Consider the following 15,791-nt stretch of genomic DNA (forward strand, 5'->3'; position numbering starts at 1 on the left):
CCCCGGCCCAGGGGAAGGGCGCGGCCGCGAAGGCGTCCGCCGCGAAGACGCCGAGTGCGAAGACACCAAGTGCGAGAACGCCGAGCACGAAGGCGTCGACCGCGAGAACGCCGAGCACAAGGACGTCGAGTGCAAGAACGTCGAGCGCGAAGGCGTCGAGCACGAGGACATCGAGCGCGAGAACGCCGAGCGCGAGGGTGTCGAGCGCGAAGGCGTCCACTGCGAAGACGTCGGTGAAGGCGTCGGTGAAGGCGTCCACGCGGAAACCGGCCGCCAAGGGCGGCAGAGGTAAGAAGGGCTGACGGCAGATGGCCACGATGAACCGCAAACAGTACGTGGACATGTTCGGCCCCACAGTCGGCGACCGCGTACGCCTGGCGGACACCAACCTGACGATCGAGATCGAGAAGGACTACACCGCCGGCCACTACGGCGACGAGGCCGTCTACGGCGGCGGGAAGACCTGCCGGGACGGCATGTCCGCCGACCCCAGCGCCAGGAACGCCACCATCGCCCTCGACCTGGTGATCACCAACGCCGTGGTGCTCGACCCCGTCCTGGGCGTCGTCAAGGGCGACATCGGGGTCAAGGACGGCAAGATCGTCGGAATCGGCAAGTCCGGCAACCCGCACACCCAGAATGGCGTCGACCGCCGCCTGATCATCGGCGCGGGCACCGAGTTCATCTCCGGCGAGAACATGATCGCCACTCCCGGCGCCATTGACCCGCACGTGCACATGATCGCGCCCCAGCAGGCCAGGCAGGCCCTGAGCAACGGCATCACCACGCTGATCGCCGGAGGCACCGGCCCCACCGACGCCACCCGGGGCTGCACCACCACACCCGGCCCGTGGAACCTCAGCCGGATGCTCCAGGCCATCGAGGCCCTGCCGATCAACGTCGGCCTGATGGGTAAGGGCAACAGCAGCCTGCCCGGCTCGCTGGAGGAGCAGATCAAAGCCGGGGCCTGCGCGCTGAAGGTGCACGAGGACTTCGGGGCCACCCCTGCCGTCATCGACTGCGCGCTCAGCGTGGCCGACGTCTTCGACGTCCAGGTCGCCCTGCACTCCGACAGCCTGAATGAGTCCGGCTACCTGGAGGACACGATCAGCGCGATCAACGGCCGCGCCATCCACACCTTCCACACCGAGGGCGCGGGCGGCGGCCACGCCCCCGACCTGATCCGCATCGCCGGGGAGCCGAACGCGCTGCCGTCCTCGACGAACCCGACCCTCCCCTACACCGCCGACTCCATCGACGAACTGCTCGACATGGTGATGGTCTGCCATCACCTGAGCCACGACATCCCCGAGGACGTCGCGTTCGCCGACAGCCGCGTGCGGGCGGAGACCATCTCCGCCGAGACGGTGCTCCAGGACATGGGCGTGATCAGCATGGTCTCGTCCGACTCCCAGGCGATGGGCCGCGTGGGAGAGACGTTCACCCGGGCGTTCCAGGTCGCCCACCACTGCAAGGACCAGCGCGGCAAACTGCCCGAGGACTCCCCGCGCAACGACAACTTCCGGGTGCTCCGCTACCTGGCGAAGCTGACCATCAATCCGGCCCGCACCACCGGCATCGCCGACACGGTCGGCTCGCTGGAGGACGGCAAACTGGCCGACATCGTGCTCTGGCCGTTCACGTCCTTCGCCGCCAAGCCCGCCATGATCGTCAAGGGCGGCATGATCAGCTGGGCGCAGATGGGCGACCCGAACGCCTCACTGCCCACACCGCAGCCGGTCTACTACCGTCCCATGTACGCCGCGATGGGCGAGGCCCTGTCCAAGACCACCGTGACCTTCATGTCGGACGCGGCGATCAGCGAGGGCGTGCCGGAGAAGCTGGGCCTGCGACGGCTGATCGGCCGCGTCCGGCACACCCGCTCGGTGGACAAGCGGCACATGATCCGCAACTCGGAGCTGCCCACGATCACCGTGGACCCGGAGACCTACAAGGTCACGGTGAACGGCGAGCACGCCGCCATCAAACCGGCCACCGAGCTGCCGCTGAACCACCTCTTCTACATGGTGTGAGCCGGTGCCCGAGATGAGCGGGATCCCGCTCGCCGCGCTCCAGCTCACCGACTCGGCGTTCCCGAGCGGCCTCTACACGCTCTCGCACGGGCTGGAGGGATACCTGCGGTCCGGTGACACCGACGTCGCCGGACTGCTCGCCGACCTGCTGACGCACTCGGCGGGCCCCGGCGACGGGGCCGCGCTGGCCCTGACGCACCGGGCGGTCACGGCGGACGACTGGGACACGGTGGCCGAGGTGGACAAGCGCCTGCACGCCATGAAGCTCAACCGCGAGGTGCGCGCCGCCGCCGTCCGCACCGGACGGCAGGTGCTCCAGACCGCCGCGCTGGTCTTCGGCCACCCGGCGATCGGACGGCTGGCCGAGCTGGTCGAGCGCGGGGACGCGCCCGGAAACCACGCCGTGGTGGTGGGCACCGTCCACGCCGCGCTGGGCGTACCGGTCGCCGACGCCGTGACCTGCGACCTCTACGCGTTCGCGGCCAGCCTGACCGGCGCGGCCGTCCGCCTCGGGGCACTGGACTTCCGGCAGGCGCAGGCCGTCCTGCACGGCGCCGCACCCGCCATCCGGCGGGCCGCCGACCTGGCCCTCGCCGCCCGGGGCCCGCGCGACCTGCACGCCTCGGCCCTCATGGCCGACACCGTCGCCGCTGGTCACGAACGTGCCGAGGCCCGCCTGTTCACCACCTGAAAGGCATCCGCATGGACAACCTGCTGAAGATCGGAATCGGCGGCCCCGTGGGTTCCGGCAAGACCGCCCTGATCGAGGCGCTGACCCCGCTGCTGATCGAACACGGACACAGCGTCGGGATCGTCACCAACGACATCTACACCCAGGAGGACGCCCAGCACGTCCGGCGCACCCTCGCCGGGGTGCTCGCGCCGGAGCGGGTGGTGGGTGTCGAGACCGGCTCCTGCCCGCACACCGCAGTCCGCGACGACCCGACCATGAACCTCGCCGCCGGGGCCGAGCTGCTCGACCGCTTCCCCGACATCGACACACTCCTCTACGAGAGCGGCGGCGACAACCTCACCCTCACCTTCAGCCGCGCCCTCGCCGACGTCTACGTGTTCGTGCTGGACACGGCGGAAGGCGAGAAGATGCCGAGGAAACGCGGGCCGGGCATCACCGACTCGGACCTGCTGGTCATCAACAAGACCGACATCGCGCGATACGTGCGCACCGATCTGGGGATCATGGAAAGCGACGCCCACCGGGTCCGCGAAGGCCGCCCGGTGATCCTCACCGACTGCCTGACCGGGGCCGGAGTGCCCGAGGTCGCCGCGTTCGTGAACAGCAGGAGGGCGGTCGAATGCTCACCGGCCCAGTGACCGACCCCACCGGCTCAGCGACCAACCTGACGGGCTCGGTGACCGACCGCCTGGCGGCCGACCGGTACACGATCGACGACATCCCCGAGAGCGTCGCCCGGCACGGCGGCCCGCTCGACATGCTCCCCGTCGGCAGCCCCGGAAAGGTCGGCGTCCTCGACCTGATCTTCGCCCGGCGCGGCGACCGCACCGAACTGGTCGGCCACTACCAGAAGTCGCCGCTGCAGATCATGCGGCCGCTCTACTACGACCTCGCCCGGCCCGACATACCGTACGTGATCCTCATGACGGCGGGCGGCGGCATCGTCCAGGGCGACCGCTACCGGTTCGACTTCACCTGCGAGGCCGACACCTCCGTGCACCTGACCACCCAGGCCGCCACCAAGATCTACCGGATGGAACAGGACTACGCCACCCAGCTCGTCACCCTCCGCGCCGGCCCCGGCGCCTACCTTGAATACCTGCCGGACCCGGTGATCCCCTACGTCGACTCGCGCTTCTACCAGCGGGTCACGCTCGACCTCGACCCGACGGCGAGCGCCGTCACGGCGGAGACCGTCCTCGCCGGACGGCTGGCCCACGGCGAGCGCCACGCCTACACCGCCTACTGCAACGACCTCACGGCCCACGCCCCGGACGGGCGGCTGCTGTTCACCGACTCCATCCACCTCGAACCTGGCCGCGACCCCGTGCACGGACCGGCCACCTTCGGCGACCACGGCGCGATGTCCACCTTCTACGCGATGACCTCCGCCGTCCCCGCCACCGACCTGGCCGACCTCCTGCACGAGGTCGCCACGGCGAACGGCGACGTGACGGCCGGCGCGAGCGTCCTCCCGAACGGCGCCGGCGCCTGGGTCCGCCTCCTGGCCCCCGAATCCCCCGAGATCACCGAAACCATCACCCGCCTCTGGACCGCCACCCGCCACCTCCTAACCGGCTCCCCCACTCCGGACCGCCGCCGCTTCTAGCACCTCAGGGCCGATGAACGCCGCGCCGTGGTCATGCTGAAGCCCGTTCCTGTACGGCAAGCAGCGGTACCCCCCGACGCCCGTGCATGGCAAAGGTCCGGTGCCCGAGCGCTTCTCAGGCGTGGTCGCTTCTCACCGTCACGGCACCGGCTGGAAGGGGTCCTCTACTTGAACGGCCGTGTTTGAACGGCCGTGTTTGAGAGGTTCCTTCCCGGGGTGATCGCCCGTGCCGGTGCTGGTCTGACCGTTACCCACCCGCCGCCCCCACCGCCCCTTCGGGGCGTTGCCCCCCACCGGGGGCGGCCCAGCGCTCCGCGCGGCCACGCCCCTCCCCGCGCCCGCTCCCGGCCGCACTCCAGTTCCGGCGAAGGGCGGTGCCGTCAATAGCAACGCAGTCGCGTGGCGTTCACCGAGGAGCAGGTAGTCGTCGGATTCGGACAGGCGAAGAAGGAGAGCCCGCGGGCTCTCTATGTCCACGGCTGGGCTGTTCGGGAAATGCCTGTTCTCCGTCGCGAACGGAGAACAGGCATTTTCCGAACGACGCGGGCAGGGTGGTAGGTCTCACGCCTGCCAGGGCCCAACACCAGCTCCCGCTCCCCTGCGCTTCATTCGGCGGGGACGGGTTGGCGTGGGTTGGCGGGCGGAGGAAAGTGCTCTTCGTCGAACACCACCCATGCCTCCACTACCACCTCGTACAGCCGCGTGGGGCCGGTGGGCATGGCGTCGAGTGCCGCTGCCGCCGCAGGCCAGCGTTCGGTGAAGGCGTGGACCTCGGCGTCCGCACCGACGACGGGCAGCTCCCTGGCGAGACCGGTGAAGGACACTCCTCGCACGTTCTGTCCGAGCGTGTCGAGTGGGATGGTGACGATCACGCCCGCGACGTTCGGGTCGGTGGCGATGGCACGGCTGTGCTCCCGGTCGTGGCGGGAGATCCAGCGCAGCCGGTCAGGACGGAAGGCTGCCTGATACCAGACAGTGCAGACGCGGGGCATGCCGCCGGTGAGCGTGGCCAGTTGCATCACCTTGCCGCCGCTGACGTACTCCTCCAGCAGCGCCCGTGGCGTGGTCACAACCCCATCACCAACAACAGCCCCGAAGCGAGCGAATCCCGCTCACGCGGCGGGTGTACCCCTGCATGATGCCAACTGTAGAGACAGGCGGGCCAGGCTTCGGCTTCTTGGGTCGACCCGACCCGTCAGAAGAACCTCGGCTACGTGAGGTCGAATTGCCCACTCTTCACGGCCGCGATGAAGGATTGCCATTCTGCCGGGCTAAAGGTAAGGAACGGGCCGCCACCTGGTTGTTTGCTGTCACGCACCGCCACGCACCCGGACGCCAGTGCCACCTCTACGCAAGCCCCGTTCTGCTGCGAACGGGTGCTCTTGCGCCATTCTGCAGCTGACAGGTCTAAGCGGGTCATTCATCACCTATTATCACCTATTGAGCAAAATGTCTCTAGCTGCGACCAGCATAGCGCGGGTGTCATCGGGGCTCAGAGCCACTGCACGCAGGTGATCAAAGGCGGCGGTGAAGTGCCGGACCTCGTCAGGCTTGTCCACGGAGAGAGATCCACCGATGGTCTCCATGTAGACCACATCGATCTCACCGGGCTCCGCGAATCCCAGGACGATGAAAGACCCCGCCGTCCCCGGGTGCGCGCCCACGCCGTAGGGCACGACCTGAATGGTGGTCTTCCCGGCCTTGGAAGCCGTGATCAGCGCTTCCAACTGGCCTCGCATGACGCTCGGCCCGCCGACCACCCGACGAACAGCGGCCTCGTCGAGGAGCACCCAGAGTCGCGGCCGATCCGGCTTGGCGAGCACCCGCTGACGGGTCATGCGGACTTCCAGCCGACGTTGCACCTCGTCCGGGTCCAGTTCCAGTGGGCCACCGCGGATGAGCGTGCGAGCGTAATCCTCGGTCTGAAGTAGACCGGGAACAACCGCCAGTTCCCATGTCTGGATGACGCTCGCTTCCTGCTCCAGTCCGATCAGAAACTCGTAGCGACTCGGCAGGATGTCCTTGTAGCTGTACCACCACCCACGTTTGCGGCTCTCCTTGGCGAGCTGAACCAGAGCCTCGACCTGCGCGGCGTCCGCGAGGCCGTACACGCCGCAGAGTACGCGGACGTCGTTGGGATGTGGCGCGGTGCGTCCCGTCTCGATGCGGAACACCTTGGTGTGGTGCCAGTCCAGACGTTTGGCGACCTCCTCCTGCGTGAGCTCCGCTCGTTCGCGTAGGCGCTTCAAGTTGGCAATCAGTTGTCGGCTCCGCACCACACCATGCCCTGCAGTCAACGACTTTCCCCTCCCATCACTCACACATGGCTCTATTGTGGAGCACTGCAAGATGCAGGGCTGCACGACAAAGCCATGCGTACGGTTTGGCCGATATGAGCATGGCAGTTCCTCGAAGAGCCTGCGACCGGGATTGGAGGTCTTTGGATGATGCGCGTCGGTCGACAGTCCATGGACGTGGCCTGGGTCCCCGATGAGGAGACGAGATGCCTGAGTTCCTAGGTGCCGTACATCTTCCGACTGCCACGTCATCGGTCCCAGTGTCCAGGGCCTTTGTGCACGCGCTGCTCAACGTGCACGGCTACGCGAACGACGAGTGCAGCGTGGTCCTGGTCATCAGTGAGCTGGTGACGAACGCGGTTGTCCACGGCAGCACACGGCCAGGCGAGCGTCTTCGGTTGATAGTCACGAAGATCACCGATGGCGTACGCCTCGCCGTGATCGATCCCGGCCGAGGCGGAGGTATGCCACATGTGCGGCATGTGAGTGCCGAGAGCACTGGAGGGCGCGGCCTGGATCTCGTGCAACACCTCGCCGTCGCTTGGGGCGTGGATGAGTGCACGTGGGGCCGAATCGTGTGGGCGGATCTGGCGGTACGCGCAGCGTGATGCCAGGGCGAGTGACCGGCCAGACCATGGCGGAATACGCCAAACCCGTAGAGCGTGCCCCTTCCAGGCACGCCTGGCGTGTGAGCGTTCTCCTCAGAAGCAGGCGCGGTGGTGCTGAGAGAGAGCGGTGCCGCCGCGCCGTAGATCACGGGCAGCCGGTGCCCGTGGGGCGCGGGCAGGCGTGAGACCTACCACCCTGCCCGCGTCGTTCGTCCGAGTCTTACGTTGGCCACCGCCTATGCGGTCGTGCCACTTTGACGGCACTGCTCCGCCGGGAGCGGAGTGCGGCCGGAGCGGGTGCCCGGGGGGTGGCGTGGCCGCGCGGAGCGCTGGGCCGCCCCCGGTGGGGGGCAACGCCCCGAAGGGGCGGTGGGGGCGGCGGGTGGGTAACGGTCAGACCAGCACCGGCACGGGCGATCACCCCGGGAAGGGGCCTTTCAAGGAGGGACCTCTCCTAGCCGGTGCCGTAACGGCGAGAAGCGACCACGCCTGAGAAGCGCTCGGGCACAGGACGGTCACTGCGCACGGCCGTCGGGGGGTAGCGCTGCTTGCCGTACAGGCGGAGACCTGAGCCGGACCCCAAGCGGTCAGGCGAGGGTGCCGGCCAGGAAGGCGCGGGTCTGTGGGTGGCTGGGGTTGGTGAAGAGGATGTCTGGCGGAGCGTGTTCGAGGAGGACGCCGTCGTGGAGGAAGCAGACGACGTCCGCGATCTCCCTGGCGAAGCCCAGTTCGTGCGTGGCCAGGATCATCGTCATCCCGCCCGCCTTCAGTTCGCGGATGACCGACAGGACCTCGCTCACCAGGGTCGGGTCGAGGGCCGAGGTGACCTCGTCCAGGAGCAGGAGTCTCGGTTCGGGGGCGATGGCGCGGATGATGGCGACGCGCTGTTGCTGGCCGCCGGAGAGGCGGTCCGGGTAGGCGTCGGCCTTGTCGGCGAGGCCGAAGCGGTGGAGGAGGTCGCGGGCGCGAGCCTCCGCCTCGGCCCGGTTGGTGCGGTGGACGCGGCGCGGGGCCAGGCAGATGTTCTCCAGCACGGTCATGTGCGGGAACAGGTTGTACGCCTGGAACACCATGCCGATGCGACGGCGGACGGTGTCGGGGTTCGCGCGGACGGCGGTGATCTCTTCGCCGTCGAGGTGGATGGCGCCGTCGTCCACGGTCTCCAGCAGGTTGGCGCAGCGCAGCAGGGTGGACTTGCCCGAGCCGGAGGCGCCGATGAGGCAGATCACCTGGTGGGGCTGGACGGTGAGGTCGATGCCGCGCAGCACGCTGTGGTCGCCGTAGTGCTTCCAGACGTTCTCGATCTCAAGAAGCGGCGCCGGCGGCGGGGTCATGCGCCTCGCCGCCTTCTGGTGCGGGCGGCGAGGTGGTCGGTGAGGCGGGCCATGGGGATCGTCAGCAGGATGAACACGAGCGCTGCCACCAGGTACGGGGTGTAGTTGAAGTCGCGGTTCGCGTGGATCTGTGCCTGCCGCAGGGCTTCGACGACGCCGATGGTGGAGGCCAGGGCGGTGTCCTTCTGCAGCGAGACGAAGTCGTTGAGCAGCGGCGGGACCACCCGCCGCACGGCCTGGGGCAGCACCACGAAGCGCATCGCCTGGCCTTGGGTGAGGCCGAGGGAGCGGGCGGCGGCCTGCTGGCTGGGATGGACGGTGTCGATTCCGGCGCGGAAGACCTCGGCGACGTAGGCGCTGTAGGAGAGGGTGAGGGCGATGACGGCGAGCGTGATCTCGTCGCTGGGCACGCCCTGGAGTTCCAGCGCGGGCAGGCCGAACCCGATGAGCAGGATCACCAGCAGGGTCGGCACGCCGCGGAAGACGTCCACGTAGACGACGGCGAGGATCCGCAGCGGAAGGAACACGGGGGCGGTGAGGCGGCGGATCAGCGCGATGAGCAACCCGAGGATCAGGATCAACGGCTCGGCGATCAGGAAGATCATGACGTTGTTCCAGAAGCCGTCGAGCACGTCGGGCAGCGCCTTGGTGAACGCCTCGGCGCTGAAGAAGGTCGTCTGGACGCGTTCCCAGCCGGGGGCGTTGGTGACGGCGAGGGCGACCAGGACGAAGAAGACGAACGTGGAGGCGGTCGCCACCGATCCGGACCGGAAGGCGTGCCTGCGGCGCTGCCGTTCGCGTTCGTGCTGCCGTTCGCTCTTGACCCAGCCGCCCTTGTCCTTGTCCAGGCCCAAGCCGGCGTCCGCGTCCCGGCCCATACCGGCGTGGGTCACGTCAGTTCCGGCGCGCCGACCGCGGAGCCCAGCCACTCCTTCTCGATCTTCTCAAGCTCGCCGGACGACTTCAGCCGCCCGATCGCCTGGTCCACGCACGCGGCGAGGGCGTTGCCCTTCTCGAAGACGAGCCCGAACTCCTCGGCCGTGCCGCCGCCGGAGCCGAACTGTCCGACGATCTTGCTCTTGTCCACCTGCGCGGCCGTCACGTAGAAGGCGGTCGGCAGGTCCACGACGATGGCCTCGACCTGCTTGTTCTTCAGCGCGTTCACCACGTCCACCTGCTGGCTGAAGATCTTGGGCTGCTTGCTGGGCTTGATCACATCCTGGACGGCCTGCAGCGACGTGGTGCCGACCTGCACGCCGACCACGGCGTCCTTCAGCCCGGCGATGTCGCTCACCCCCGCGATCTTCGATCCCTCGACGGTGACGACGGCCTGCTTGACCGTGTAGTAGCCGTCGCTGAACGCCACCACCTTGGCGCGCTCCGGCGTGATCGACACCTGGTTCACGTCGAAGTCGAACTTCTTGGCCCCGGGGGCGAAGGAGACGTCGAAGGGCACGGTGACCCACTCCACGGCCTCCTTGGCGAACCCCAGCTCACGCGCCACCGCGTACGTCACCGCGCTCTCGAAGCCCTGCCCGTTGGACGGGTCGTCGTCCTTGAACCACGGGTCGTAGGCGGGCTTGTCCGTGCCGACGGTGAGCTTGCCGGGGGTCTTCAGCGTGAGGGCGTCCTTGGTGCACGCGGCGGCCGACGGCGACCCGCCCACCGTGGCGGCGTCTTTGGTGGTGTCGTTGACGGGTGCGCACGCGACTGCGGCCGTCACCAACGCGCCGAGGGCGAGCAGGAGCGGGGAAGGGCGGACCATGACGGCCTCCGCGAGGGGATCAAGGGGGGCGGCGAACCAACGGGCGGCGAACCAACGGGCGACGAACGGGACGGACGAGCCAGACGAGCTAGACGAACTATATGAACGTGCACGAGTGTATGACTTACCCCTGGTCGGCCCGCAGGGTGATGACGTCTCCGGGGGCGATCCCGAGCCGGCGGGCGGCCGATCCCTGGTTCACCGCGACGCCGAGCCAGCCCGAGGAGTCTTCGTAGCAGAGCGGCTGCCCGGCGGGCACGGCGCCGTAGGTGTGCTCGAAGGGCACGGCGACGGTGCGGGGCTCGCCGTCCGGGCCGGTCCAGGCGACGACGACGCGGGTGCCGGCCAGCTCGCGCAGCCCGAGCGCGGCGGACAGGTCGGCCCGTTCGCCGCCGAGGACCAGGCTGCCGAACTCGTCGGTGTACAGGACGGGCAGCACGAGCTCGCCCTCCCCGACCTGCGGCGCGGGGATGTCCAGGGTGACCAGGTCGTCGGCGGCCAGCTCCACGCCCAGCGTGTCGAGGTCGGCGCCGAGCGCGATGTGGGCGGCGGCGGGGGCGAACACGTCTCTGCCGTGGAAGGTGCCGGAGACCCGGGGCAGGCGGTAATCGGGGTTGTCCAGCCGGTGCACGGTCGCGATGCCGCCGAGCAGTTCCGCCGCCGGGACGAGCAGCCCGTTGTCGGGGCCGACGAGCACGTCGCCCCTGACCGTCTCGACGGCGACGGGCCGCCGCGAGGTGCCGACCCCGGGATCCACGATCCCCATGTGCACCCCGACCGGCAGGTACGGCAGTGCGCGCCGCAGCAGCATCGCCCCTTCGACGATCCGGTACTGGCCGATCTCGTCGCTGAGGACCAGCACGGTCGCGCGCGGGGCGATGGAGTGGACGACACCGGCGCAGATCGCCGTCGAGGACGCCCCGAAGTCGGTGGACAGGCTGACGAACACACCGCGAGCATATGGGCCGGGCCGGATACGCAAAGACCCTCCCCCTGTGTGGGGAAGGGCCTTGGCGAAATGATTCACTCTGGCAGGCACGCCGTCAGGCGGCCACCACCTCGATCTCGACGGCGGCGGAGACCTCCGGGTGCAGGCGAACCGACACGCGGTGGGCTCCGGTGCTCTTGATCGTGTTGGTGATCTCGATCCGGCGACGGTCGAGGTCGGGACCGCCGGCGGCCTTCACGGCCTCGGCGACGTCACCGGTGGTGATGGAGCCGAACAGCCGGCCGGACTCGCCGGCGCGGGTCTTCAGCGTCACCTTCAGCTGCTGGAGCCGCTGAGCGACCTCCTGGGCGGTGCCCAGGTCGCGGATCTCGCGGGTGGAGCGAGCCTTCTTGATCGTCGCGATCTGCTTCTCGCCGCCACGGGTCCACTTGATCGCGTAACCGCGGGGGAGCAGGTAGTTGCGCCCGTAGCCGTCCTTGACCGTGACGACGTCACCGGGGGCACCGAGGCCGGAGACCTCGCTGGTGAGAATGAGCTTCATCGGTCCGGACCTCCTTAGCGAGCGGTGCTGGTGTAGGGCAGCAGGGCCATCTCACGGGCGTTCTTGATCGCGGTCGCCACGTCGCGCTGGTGCTGGGTGCAGTTGCCCGTCACCCGGCGGGCACGGATCTTACCGCGGTCGGAGATGAACTTCCGCAGCAGCGCCGTGTCCTTGTAGTCGACGTAGGAGATCTTGTCGTGGCAGAAGAGGCAAACCTTCTTCTTCGGCTTGCGCAATGCCGGCTTGGCCATCGTGGTGCTCCTTTCAGAGCCCCGTCGTCAGACGGGAATGGTCATCGGATGGATGGGTGTGGAGGAGAACGAAGGCTAGAACGGGGGCTCGTCGGAGAAGTCGCCGCCGCCCTGACCGCCGCCGCCGCCGCCGAAGCCGCCCTGGCCCCCGCCGCCGCCGTAGTTCCCGCCACCGCCGCCGCCGTAGCCGCCGCCACCACCGGAGGGGGCGGGGCTGGCCGTGGCCCACGGGTCGTCGGCGGGACCGCCGCCGAAGCCACCGCCGCCGCCACCCTGGCGCGACGTGCGGTTGACCTTGGCGGTAGCGCTACGCAGGGACGGGCCGACCTCGTCGACCTCGATCTCGTAGACGGTGCGCTTCTCGCCTTCCTTCGTCTCATAGGAGCGCTGACGCAGCCGCCCCTGGACGATGACCCGCATGCCGCGCTGCAGGCTCTCGGCGACGTTCTCCGCCGCCTGCCTCCAGACGTTGCAGGTCAGGAAGAGCGCGTCGCCGTCCTTCCACTCGTTGGACTGCTTGTCGAGGAACCGCGGGGTGGACGCGATGCGGAACTTGGCCACAGCCGTCCCCGTGGGGGTGAAGCGCAGTTCCGGATCGTCGACCAGATTGCCGACGATGGTTATCTGGGTGTCGCCTGCCATGGCTCGCGTTCGCCTTCCTGCCGCACGGCTTCTTTGGATTACGGCCCAGCGTACGGCGGTGCCCCGACAAAAACCGGGGAACCGCCCGCTGAGGACCAGGAGAGCCTAGTGGGCGTCCGGACGCAGGACCTTCGTCCGCAGAATGCCCTCGTTGAGGTTCATCTGACGGTCGAGCTCCTTGACCGTGGCGGGCTCCGCCGTGAGGTCGATCACCGCGTAGATGCCCTCGGGCTTCTTGGCGATGTCGTACGCCAGGCGCCGGCGACCCCAGACATCGACCTTCTCCACGGTGCCGCCGTCGTTGCGGACCACGGCGAGGAACTGATCGAGGGACGGGGTCACGGTGCGCTCGTCCAGCGACGGGTCGAGGATGACCATCACTTCGTATCGACGCATATGGGCTTCGAGCCTCCTTCGGACTGTTGCGGTCACGACACGGTGCCGTGACAGGAGGTAGCTGACGTGTCGTCACGGGGCGCGTGCCTTCCGAACCCCGGGTGTGCCGGTGCGGGAGCACCCGTTCGGGTAGCGAACACCCAGCACAACGCAGCAGGCCCAGGCTATCAGGCCGGCGGGGTTGCCTCGCGCATGATTGCGACGGCGCGGGCAGGGGAACCCCTCATACCGACGCATTGCCCAGAGGGGGTGGCGTACATGCCACATCTGCTCGGCCCATCACAGAGCAGGCCGTTCCGGCTCACTCTGAACAGCGATGGGCTTTCCCACCCGGTGGAGAACCTGCTGAGCATCGCGACCCTACTGTGCGGGCTCGTCGCGTTCGTCACCGGTTTCATCCCACAGGCCCACGTCATCGCCTCATGGGCGGGGGCCCTCGGCTTCGGAGGCGGACTGTACTCGCAGTACGTCTCCGCGACGACGGCCGAGCGGGCGGTCAACATCGTCGGCATCGTGGCCTCTTTCGTCGGGGTCACCCAGGGCATCTTCCATGGCGGTTTCGTACCGTGACGCCCTGAAACTCCTCCCGCAGGACGGAACGGCCCTGCGGGAGATCGTCGTGCGCCCGGCCGGAGTCCCGCGCCCGGCGGGATCAGCCGCCGAGGTTGAGGTTGACTCCGAGCAGCACCAGGAACCACAGGAAGACGGCGAGCAGCGCCTCCGCGAGATCCCTGAGCAGTCCGGGGGTGATGTAGTCGTATGTCCACGCGACGTAGAGGCCGACCAGCATGTAGATCAGCCCGATGAGGCTGATACCTCTCCGATAGAGAGCCACCTCTGTCTCCTTGGGGTGGGGGGATTCGCCCCTGCGACTGCCCGCCGAACCCCTCTCGAAACGCGCGCCGGACCCCCGCGAAACGCGCGACGCCCCCGCGCGGACGTCGGATACGCTCGGTGCCATGGTGCGAATCGGTGCTCACGTCGATCAGCAGGACCCCGCCGCCGCCGCGGCGGCGGTCGACGCCGAGGTGGTGCAGTTCTTCCTCGGAGACCCGCAGGGCTACAAGGCGCCGAAGATCCCCGAGAAGGCCGCCGACCTCGGCGGAACCGGGCTCGACGTCTACGTCCACGCGCCCTACCTGATCAACGTGGCCACGCTCAACAACCGCATCCGGATCCCCAGCCGCAAGCTGCTGGCCCAGCACCTGCGGGCGGCCGCCGACATCGGCGCCAAGGGCCTGATCGTGCACGGCGGCCACATGGGCAAGGACGACGACCCGCAGGCCGGTTTCGACAACTGGCGCAAGGTGTTCGAGCGGATGGAGTGCCCGATCCCCGTCCTCATCGAGAACACCGCGGGCGGCGACAACGCCATGGCCCGCAAGCTCGACAGCATCGCCCGGCTGTGGGAGGCCCTTGACGGCTTCGACGTCGGCTTCTGCCTCGACACCTGCCACGCCCACGCGGGCGGCGAGGAGCTGGTGGGCCTGGTCGAGCGGGTGAAGGCCATCACCGGCCGGATCGACCTGATCCACTGCAACGACTCGCGCGACGCCTTCGGCTCCGGCGCCGACCGGCACGCCAACCTGGGGTCCGGGCAGATCGACGGCGAGGCCCTGCTCGCGGTCTGCCGGACGGCGGGCGCGCCGATCGTCGTCGAGACGCCGGGCGACGGGCAGGCCGACGACATCGCCTTCCTGCGCAAGAACCTGGCCTGAGCGAACGCCGGCCGCAGAACCCCGCCTAGAAGGGCGAGAAGACGAAGGCGCTGCCGCCGCCCCTGGGCCCGCCGCTGACCAGCGCGACCCCGGTGTCGCCTTCGTAGACCGAGCCGCCGCTGTCGCCCTCGGCCGCGTAGACGGTGGTCAGGGCCAGGCCGTAGACCGGCCCGTCACCGTAGTTGGCCGTGGCGTCGAGGGCCGTGACCCGCCCGCAGGTGGTGCCGCTGGTGGCGCCCGTCTTGCACAGCCGCTGGTCGAGGTACGGCCTGCGCAGCGGCCCGATCCGCTGGATGTCGCCGTTCTCCTCCCGGACGGCCGACGGCAGGTCCCAGCCACCCGCCGGAGTGATCTCCGACAGATCGCCGCCCGGGTAGTTGACCCCGGTTATGTCGCCCAGCCACAGCCCCTGATACGACCATGACCTGCCGAGGTTCGCGCAGTGCCCGGCGGTGAGCACCCGGGGCCGCCCACCGCGGTCGGTGACGTTGAAGCCGGTCGAGCAGTAGGTGTCGCCCGAGGTGATCCGCTGCCCTCCGTAGACGGGCGCGGCCCGGGTGGCCAGGGCGGTGGCCGCCGGACGGCTCACCTGGCCCGCCGCCCGCGCCGTGCCGACGAACCCGGTGACGGGCTCGCTCACCGTGACCGTGCGGGTCAGGGCGGGCGGTCCGGCGGTGGTGAACAACCTGGTCGTGGGGTCGAGCGACCCTCTCAGCACGGCGATGTGCACCTTGCCGGCCCGGTGGTCGATGTACCAGTACTGGGCCTGCCCGGCCCTGCCCTGTTCGGCGAGCCGGTCGAGCCGCTCCTTGAGCTCGGCCAGTTCACGCGGTGAGGCCGCCGCGCGCGCCGGTTCGGCGGACGCCGCGGCCGGGAGAGAGCACGCGAGCGTCGAGAGGGCCAGCACGACGAGGCCGGCCCGGAAACGAGGGTGCATCGGGGGGAGTCCCTTTC

The 15,791-nt window shown here is 69.1% G+C and carries 20 protein-coding genes; 7 read left to right on the forward strand and 13 right to left on the reverse strand.

The genetic code is table 11. The annotated features are described in order from the left end of the window. The first annotated feature begins 308 nt into the window (after positions 1–308). From ureC to P3X83_RS26305, 4 genes are read left to right on the forward strand one after another with little or no spacing between them, the layout of a single operon-like run. Complete coding sequence (gene ureC, locus P3X83_RS26290) at positions 309–2,033, forward strand: urease subunit alpha (protein WP_277307889.1); 1,725 nt, start codon at positions 309–311, stop codon at positions 2,031–2,033. Positions 2,034–2,046: 13 nt separating this feature from the next. Further along, the gene (locus tag P3X83_RS26295; protein WP_277307966.1) at positions 2,047–2,724 is read left to right on the forward strand and encodes an urease accessory UreF family protein; all 678 of its coding nucleotides are present in this window, start codon (positions 2,047–2,049) and stop codon (positions 2,722–2,724) included. Positions 2,725–2,735: 11 nt separating this feature from the next. Further along, positions 2,736–3,365 (forward strand): urease accessory protein UreG, encoded by a 630-nt coding sequence (gene ureG / locus P3X83_RS26300; protein ID WP_277307890.1) that lies wholly within the window; start codon positions 2,736–2,738, stop codon positions 3,363–3,365. After that, positions 3,347–4,336 carry an urease accessory protein UreD gene (locus P3X83_RS26305; protein WP_277307891.1) on the forward strand — a complete coding sequence of 330 codons (990 nt, stop codon included), beginning with the start codon at positions 3,347–3,349 and terminating at the stop codon, positions 4,334–4,336. The genes ureG and P3X83_RS26305 overlap by 19 nt, the downstream gene beginning before the upstream one ends. Positions 4,337–4,941: 605 nt before the next feature. Here P3X83_RS26305 and P3X83_RS26310 read toward each other — a convergent pair. The 3 genes from P3X83_RS26310 to P3X83_RS26320 form a co-directional block, all read right to left on the reverse strand. Further along, the gene (locus P3X83_RS26310) at positions 4,942–5,406 is read right to left on the reverse strand and encodes a pyridoxamine 5'-phosphate oxidase family protein (RefSeq protein ID WP_277307892.1); all 465 of its coding nucleotides are present in this window, start codon (positions 5,404–5,406) and stop codon (positions 4,942–4,944) included. 140 nt (positions 5,407–5,546) lie between these two features. Next, positions 5,547–5,756: a DUF397 domain-containing protein gene (locus P3X83_RS26315; RefSeq protein ID WP_277307893.1), complete on the reverse strand. Its 210-nt coding sequence runs from the start codon at positions 5,754–5,756 to the stop codon at positions 5,547–5,549. Between the two features lie 13 nt (positions 5,757–5,769). Next, positions 5,770–6,585 carry a helix-turn-helix transcriptional regulator gene (locus tag P3X83_RS26320; protein WP_277307894.1) on the reverse strand — a complete coding sequence of 272 codons (816 nt, stop codon included), beginning with the start codon at positions 6,583–6,585 and terminating at the stop codon, positions 5,770–5,772. Between the two features lie 254 nt (positions 6,586–6,839). Here P3X83_RS26320 and P3X83_RS26325 point away from each other — a divergent pair, with 254 nt between their 5' ends. Continuing rightward, positions 6,840–7,241 carry an ATP-binding protein gene (locus P3X83_RS26325; RefSeq protein WP_277307895.1) on the forward strand — a complete coding sequence of 134 codons (402 nt, stop codon included), beginning with the start codon at positions 6,840–6,842 and terminating at the stop codon, positions 7,239–7,241. Positions 7,242–7,828: 587 nt separating this feature from the next. Here P3X83_RS26325 and P3X83_RS26330 read toward each other — a convergent pair. From P3X83_RS26330 to rpsF, 8 genes are all read right to left on the reverse strand, one after another. Continuing rightward, complete coding sequence (locus tag P3X83_RS26330; protein WP_277307896.1) at positions 7,829–8,575, reverse strand: amino acid ABC transporter ATP-binding protein; 747 nt, start codon at positions 8,573–8,575, stop codon at positions 7,829–7,831. After that, complete coding sequence (locus P3X83_RS26335; protein WP_277307897.1) at positions 8,572–9,468, reverse strand: amino acid ABC transporter permease; 897 nt, start codon at positions 9,466–9,468, stop codon at positions 8,572–8,574. The genes P3X83_RS26330 and P3X83_RS26335 overlap by 4 nt, the downstream gene beginning before the upstream one ends. Next, a complete protein-coding gene (locus tag P3X83_RS26340) occupies positions 9,465–10,340 on the reverse strand; it encodes an ABC transporter substrate-binding protein (protein WP_277307898.1) in 876 nt (291 codons plus the stop codon). Before P3X83_RS26340 ends, P3X83_RS26335 begins: the two co-directional genes overlap by 4 nt. 124 nt (positions 10,341–10,464) lie before the next feature. Beyond that, positions 10,465–11,289, reverse strand: a complete 825-nt coding sequence (locus tag P3X83_RS26345) for an SAM-dependent chlorinase/fluorinase (protein WP_277307899.1) — start codon at positions 11,287–11,289, stop codon at positions 10,465–10,467. 94 nt (positions 11,290–11,383) lie between these two features. Further along, positions 11,384–11,830, reverse strand: coding sequence for a 50S ribosomal protein L9 (gene rplI, locus P3X83_RS26350; RefSeq protein WP_277307900.1), 447 nt, complete (start codon positions 11,828–11,830; stop codon positions 11,384–11,386). A gap of 14 nt (positions 11,831–11,844) precedes the next feature. Continuing rightward, complete coding sequence (rpsR, locus tag P3X83_RS26355) at positions 11,845–12,081, reverse strand: 30S ribosomal protein S18 (RefSeq protein ID WP_061256131.1); 237 nt, start codon at positions 12,079–12,081, stop codon at positions 11,845–11,847. 75 nt (positions 12,082–12,156) lie between these two features. Continuing rightward, positions 12,157–12,723, reverse strand: a complete 567-nt coding sequence (locus P3X83_RS26360; RefSeq protein ID WP_277307901.1) for a single-stranded DNA-binding protein — start codon at positions 12,721–12,723, stop codon at positions 12,157–12,159. A 105-nt stretch (positions 12,724–12,828) separates the two neighbouring features. Continuing rightward, entirely contained in the window at positions 12,829–13,119 is a 291-nt protein-coding gene (rpsF, locus tag P3X83_RS26365; RefSeq protein WP_277307902.1) for a 30S ribosomal protein S6, read from the reverse strand. 258 nt (positions 13,120–13,377) lie between these two features. Between rpsF and P3X83_RS26370 the strand changes: the two genes are divergently transcribed. Beyond that, complete coding sequence (locus P3X83_RS26370) at positions 13,378–13,689, forward strand: hypothetical protein (RefSeq protein ID WP_277307903.1); 312 nt, start codon at positions 13,378–13,380, stop codon at positions 13,687–13,689. Between the two features lie 82 nt (positions 13,690–13,771). Here the strand turns inward: P3X83_RS26370 and P3X83_RS26375 are convergent, their stop codons facing one another. Further along, positions 13,772–13,954, reverse strand: coding sequence for a hypothetical protein (locus tag P3X83_RS26375; RefSeq protein WP_277307904.1), 183 nt, complete (start codon positions 13,952–13,954; stop codon positions 13,772–13,774). Between the two features lie 124 nt (positions 13,955–14,078). Between P3X83_RS26375 and P3X83_RS26380 the strand changes: the two genes are divergently transcribed. Further along, positions 14,079–14,837, forward strand: coding sequence for a deoxyribonuclease IV (locus tag P3X83_RS26380; RefSeq protein ID WP_277307905.1), 759 nt, complete (start codon positions 14,079–14,081; stop codon positions 14,835–14,837). Between the two features lie 25 nt (positions 14,838–14,862). Here the strand turns inward: P3X83_RS26380 and P3X83_RS26385 are convergent, their stop codons facing one another. Then, entirely contained in the window at positions 14,863–15,774 is a 912-nt protein-coding gene (locus tag P3X83_RS26385) for a S1 family peptidase (protein ID WP_277307906.1), read from the reverse strand. Positions 15,775–15,791: the final 17 nt, after the last annotated feature.

The sequence above is a fragment of the Spongiactinospora sp. TRM90649 genome, assembly GCF_029382225.1.
GTDB lineage: Bacteria > Actinomycetota > Actinomycetes > Streptosporangiales > Streptosporangiaceae > Spongiactinospora.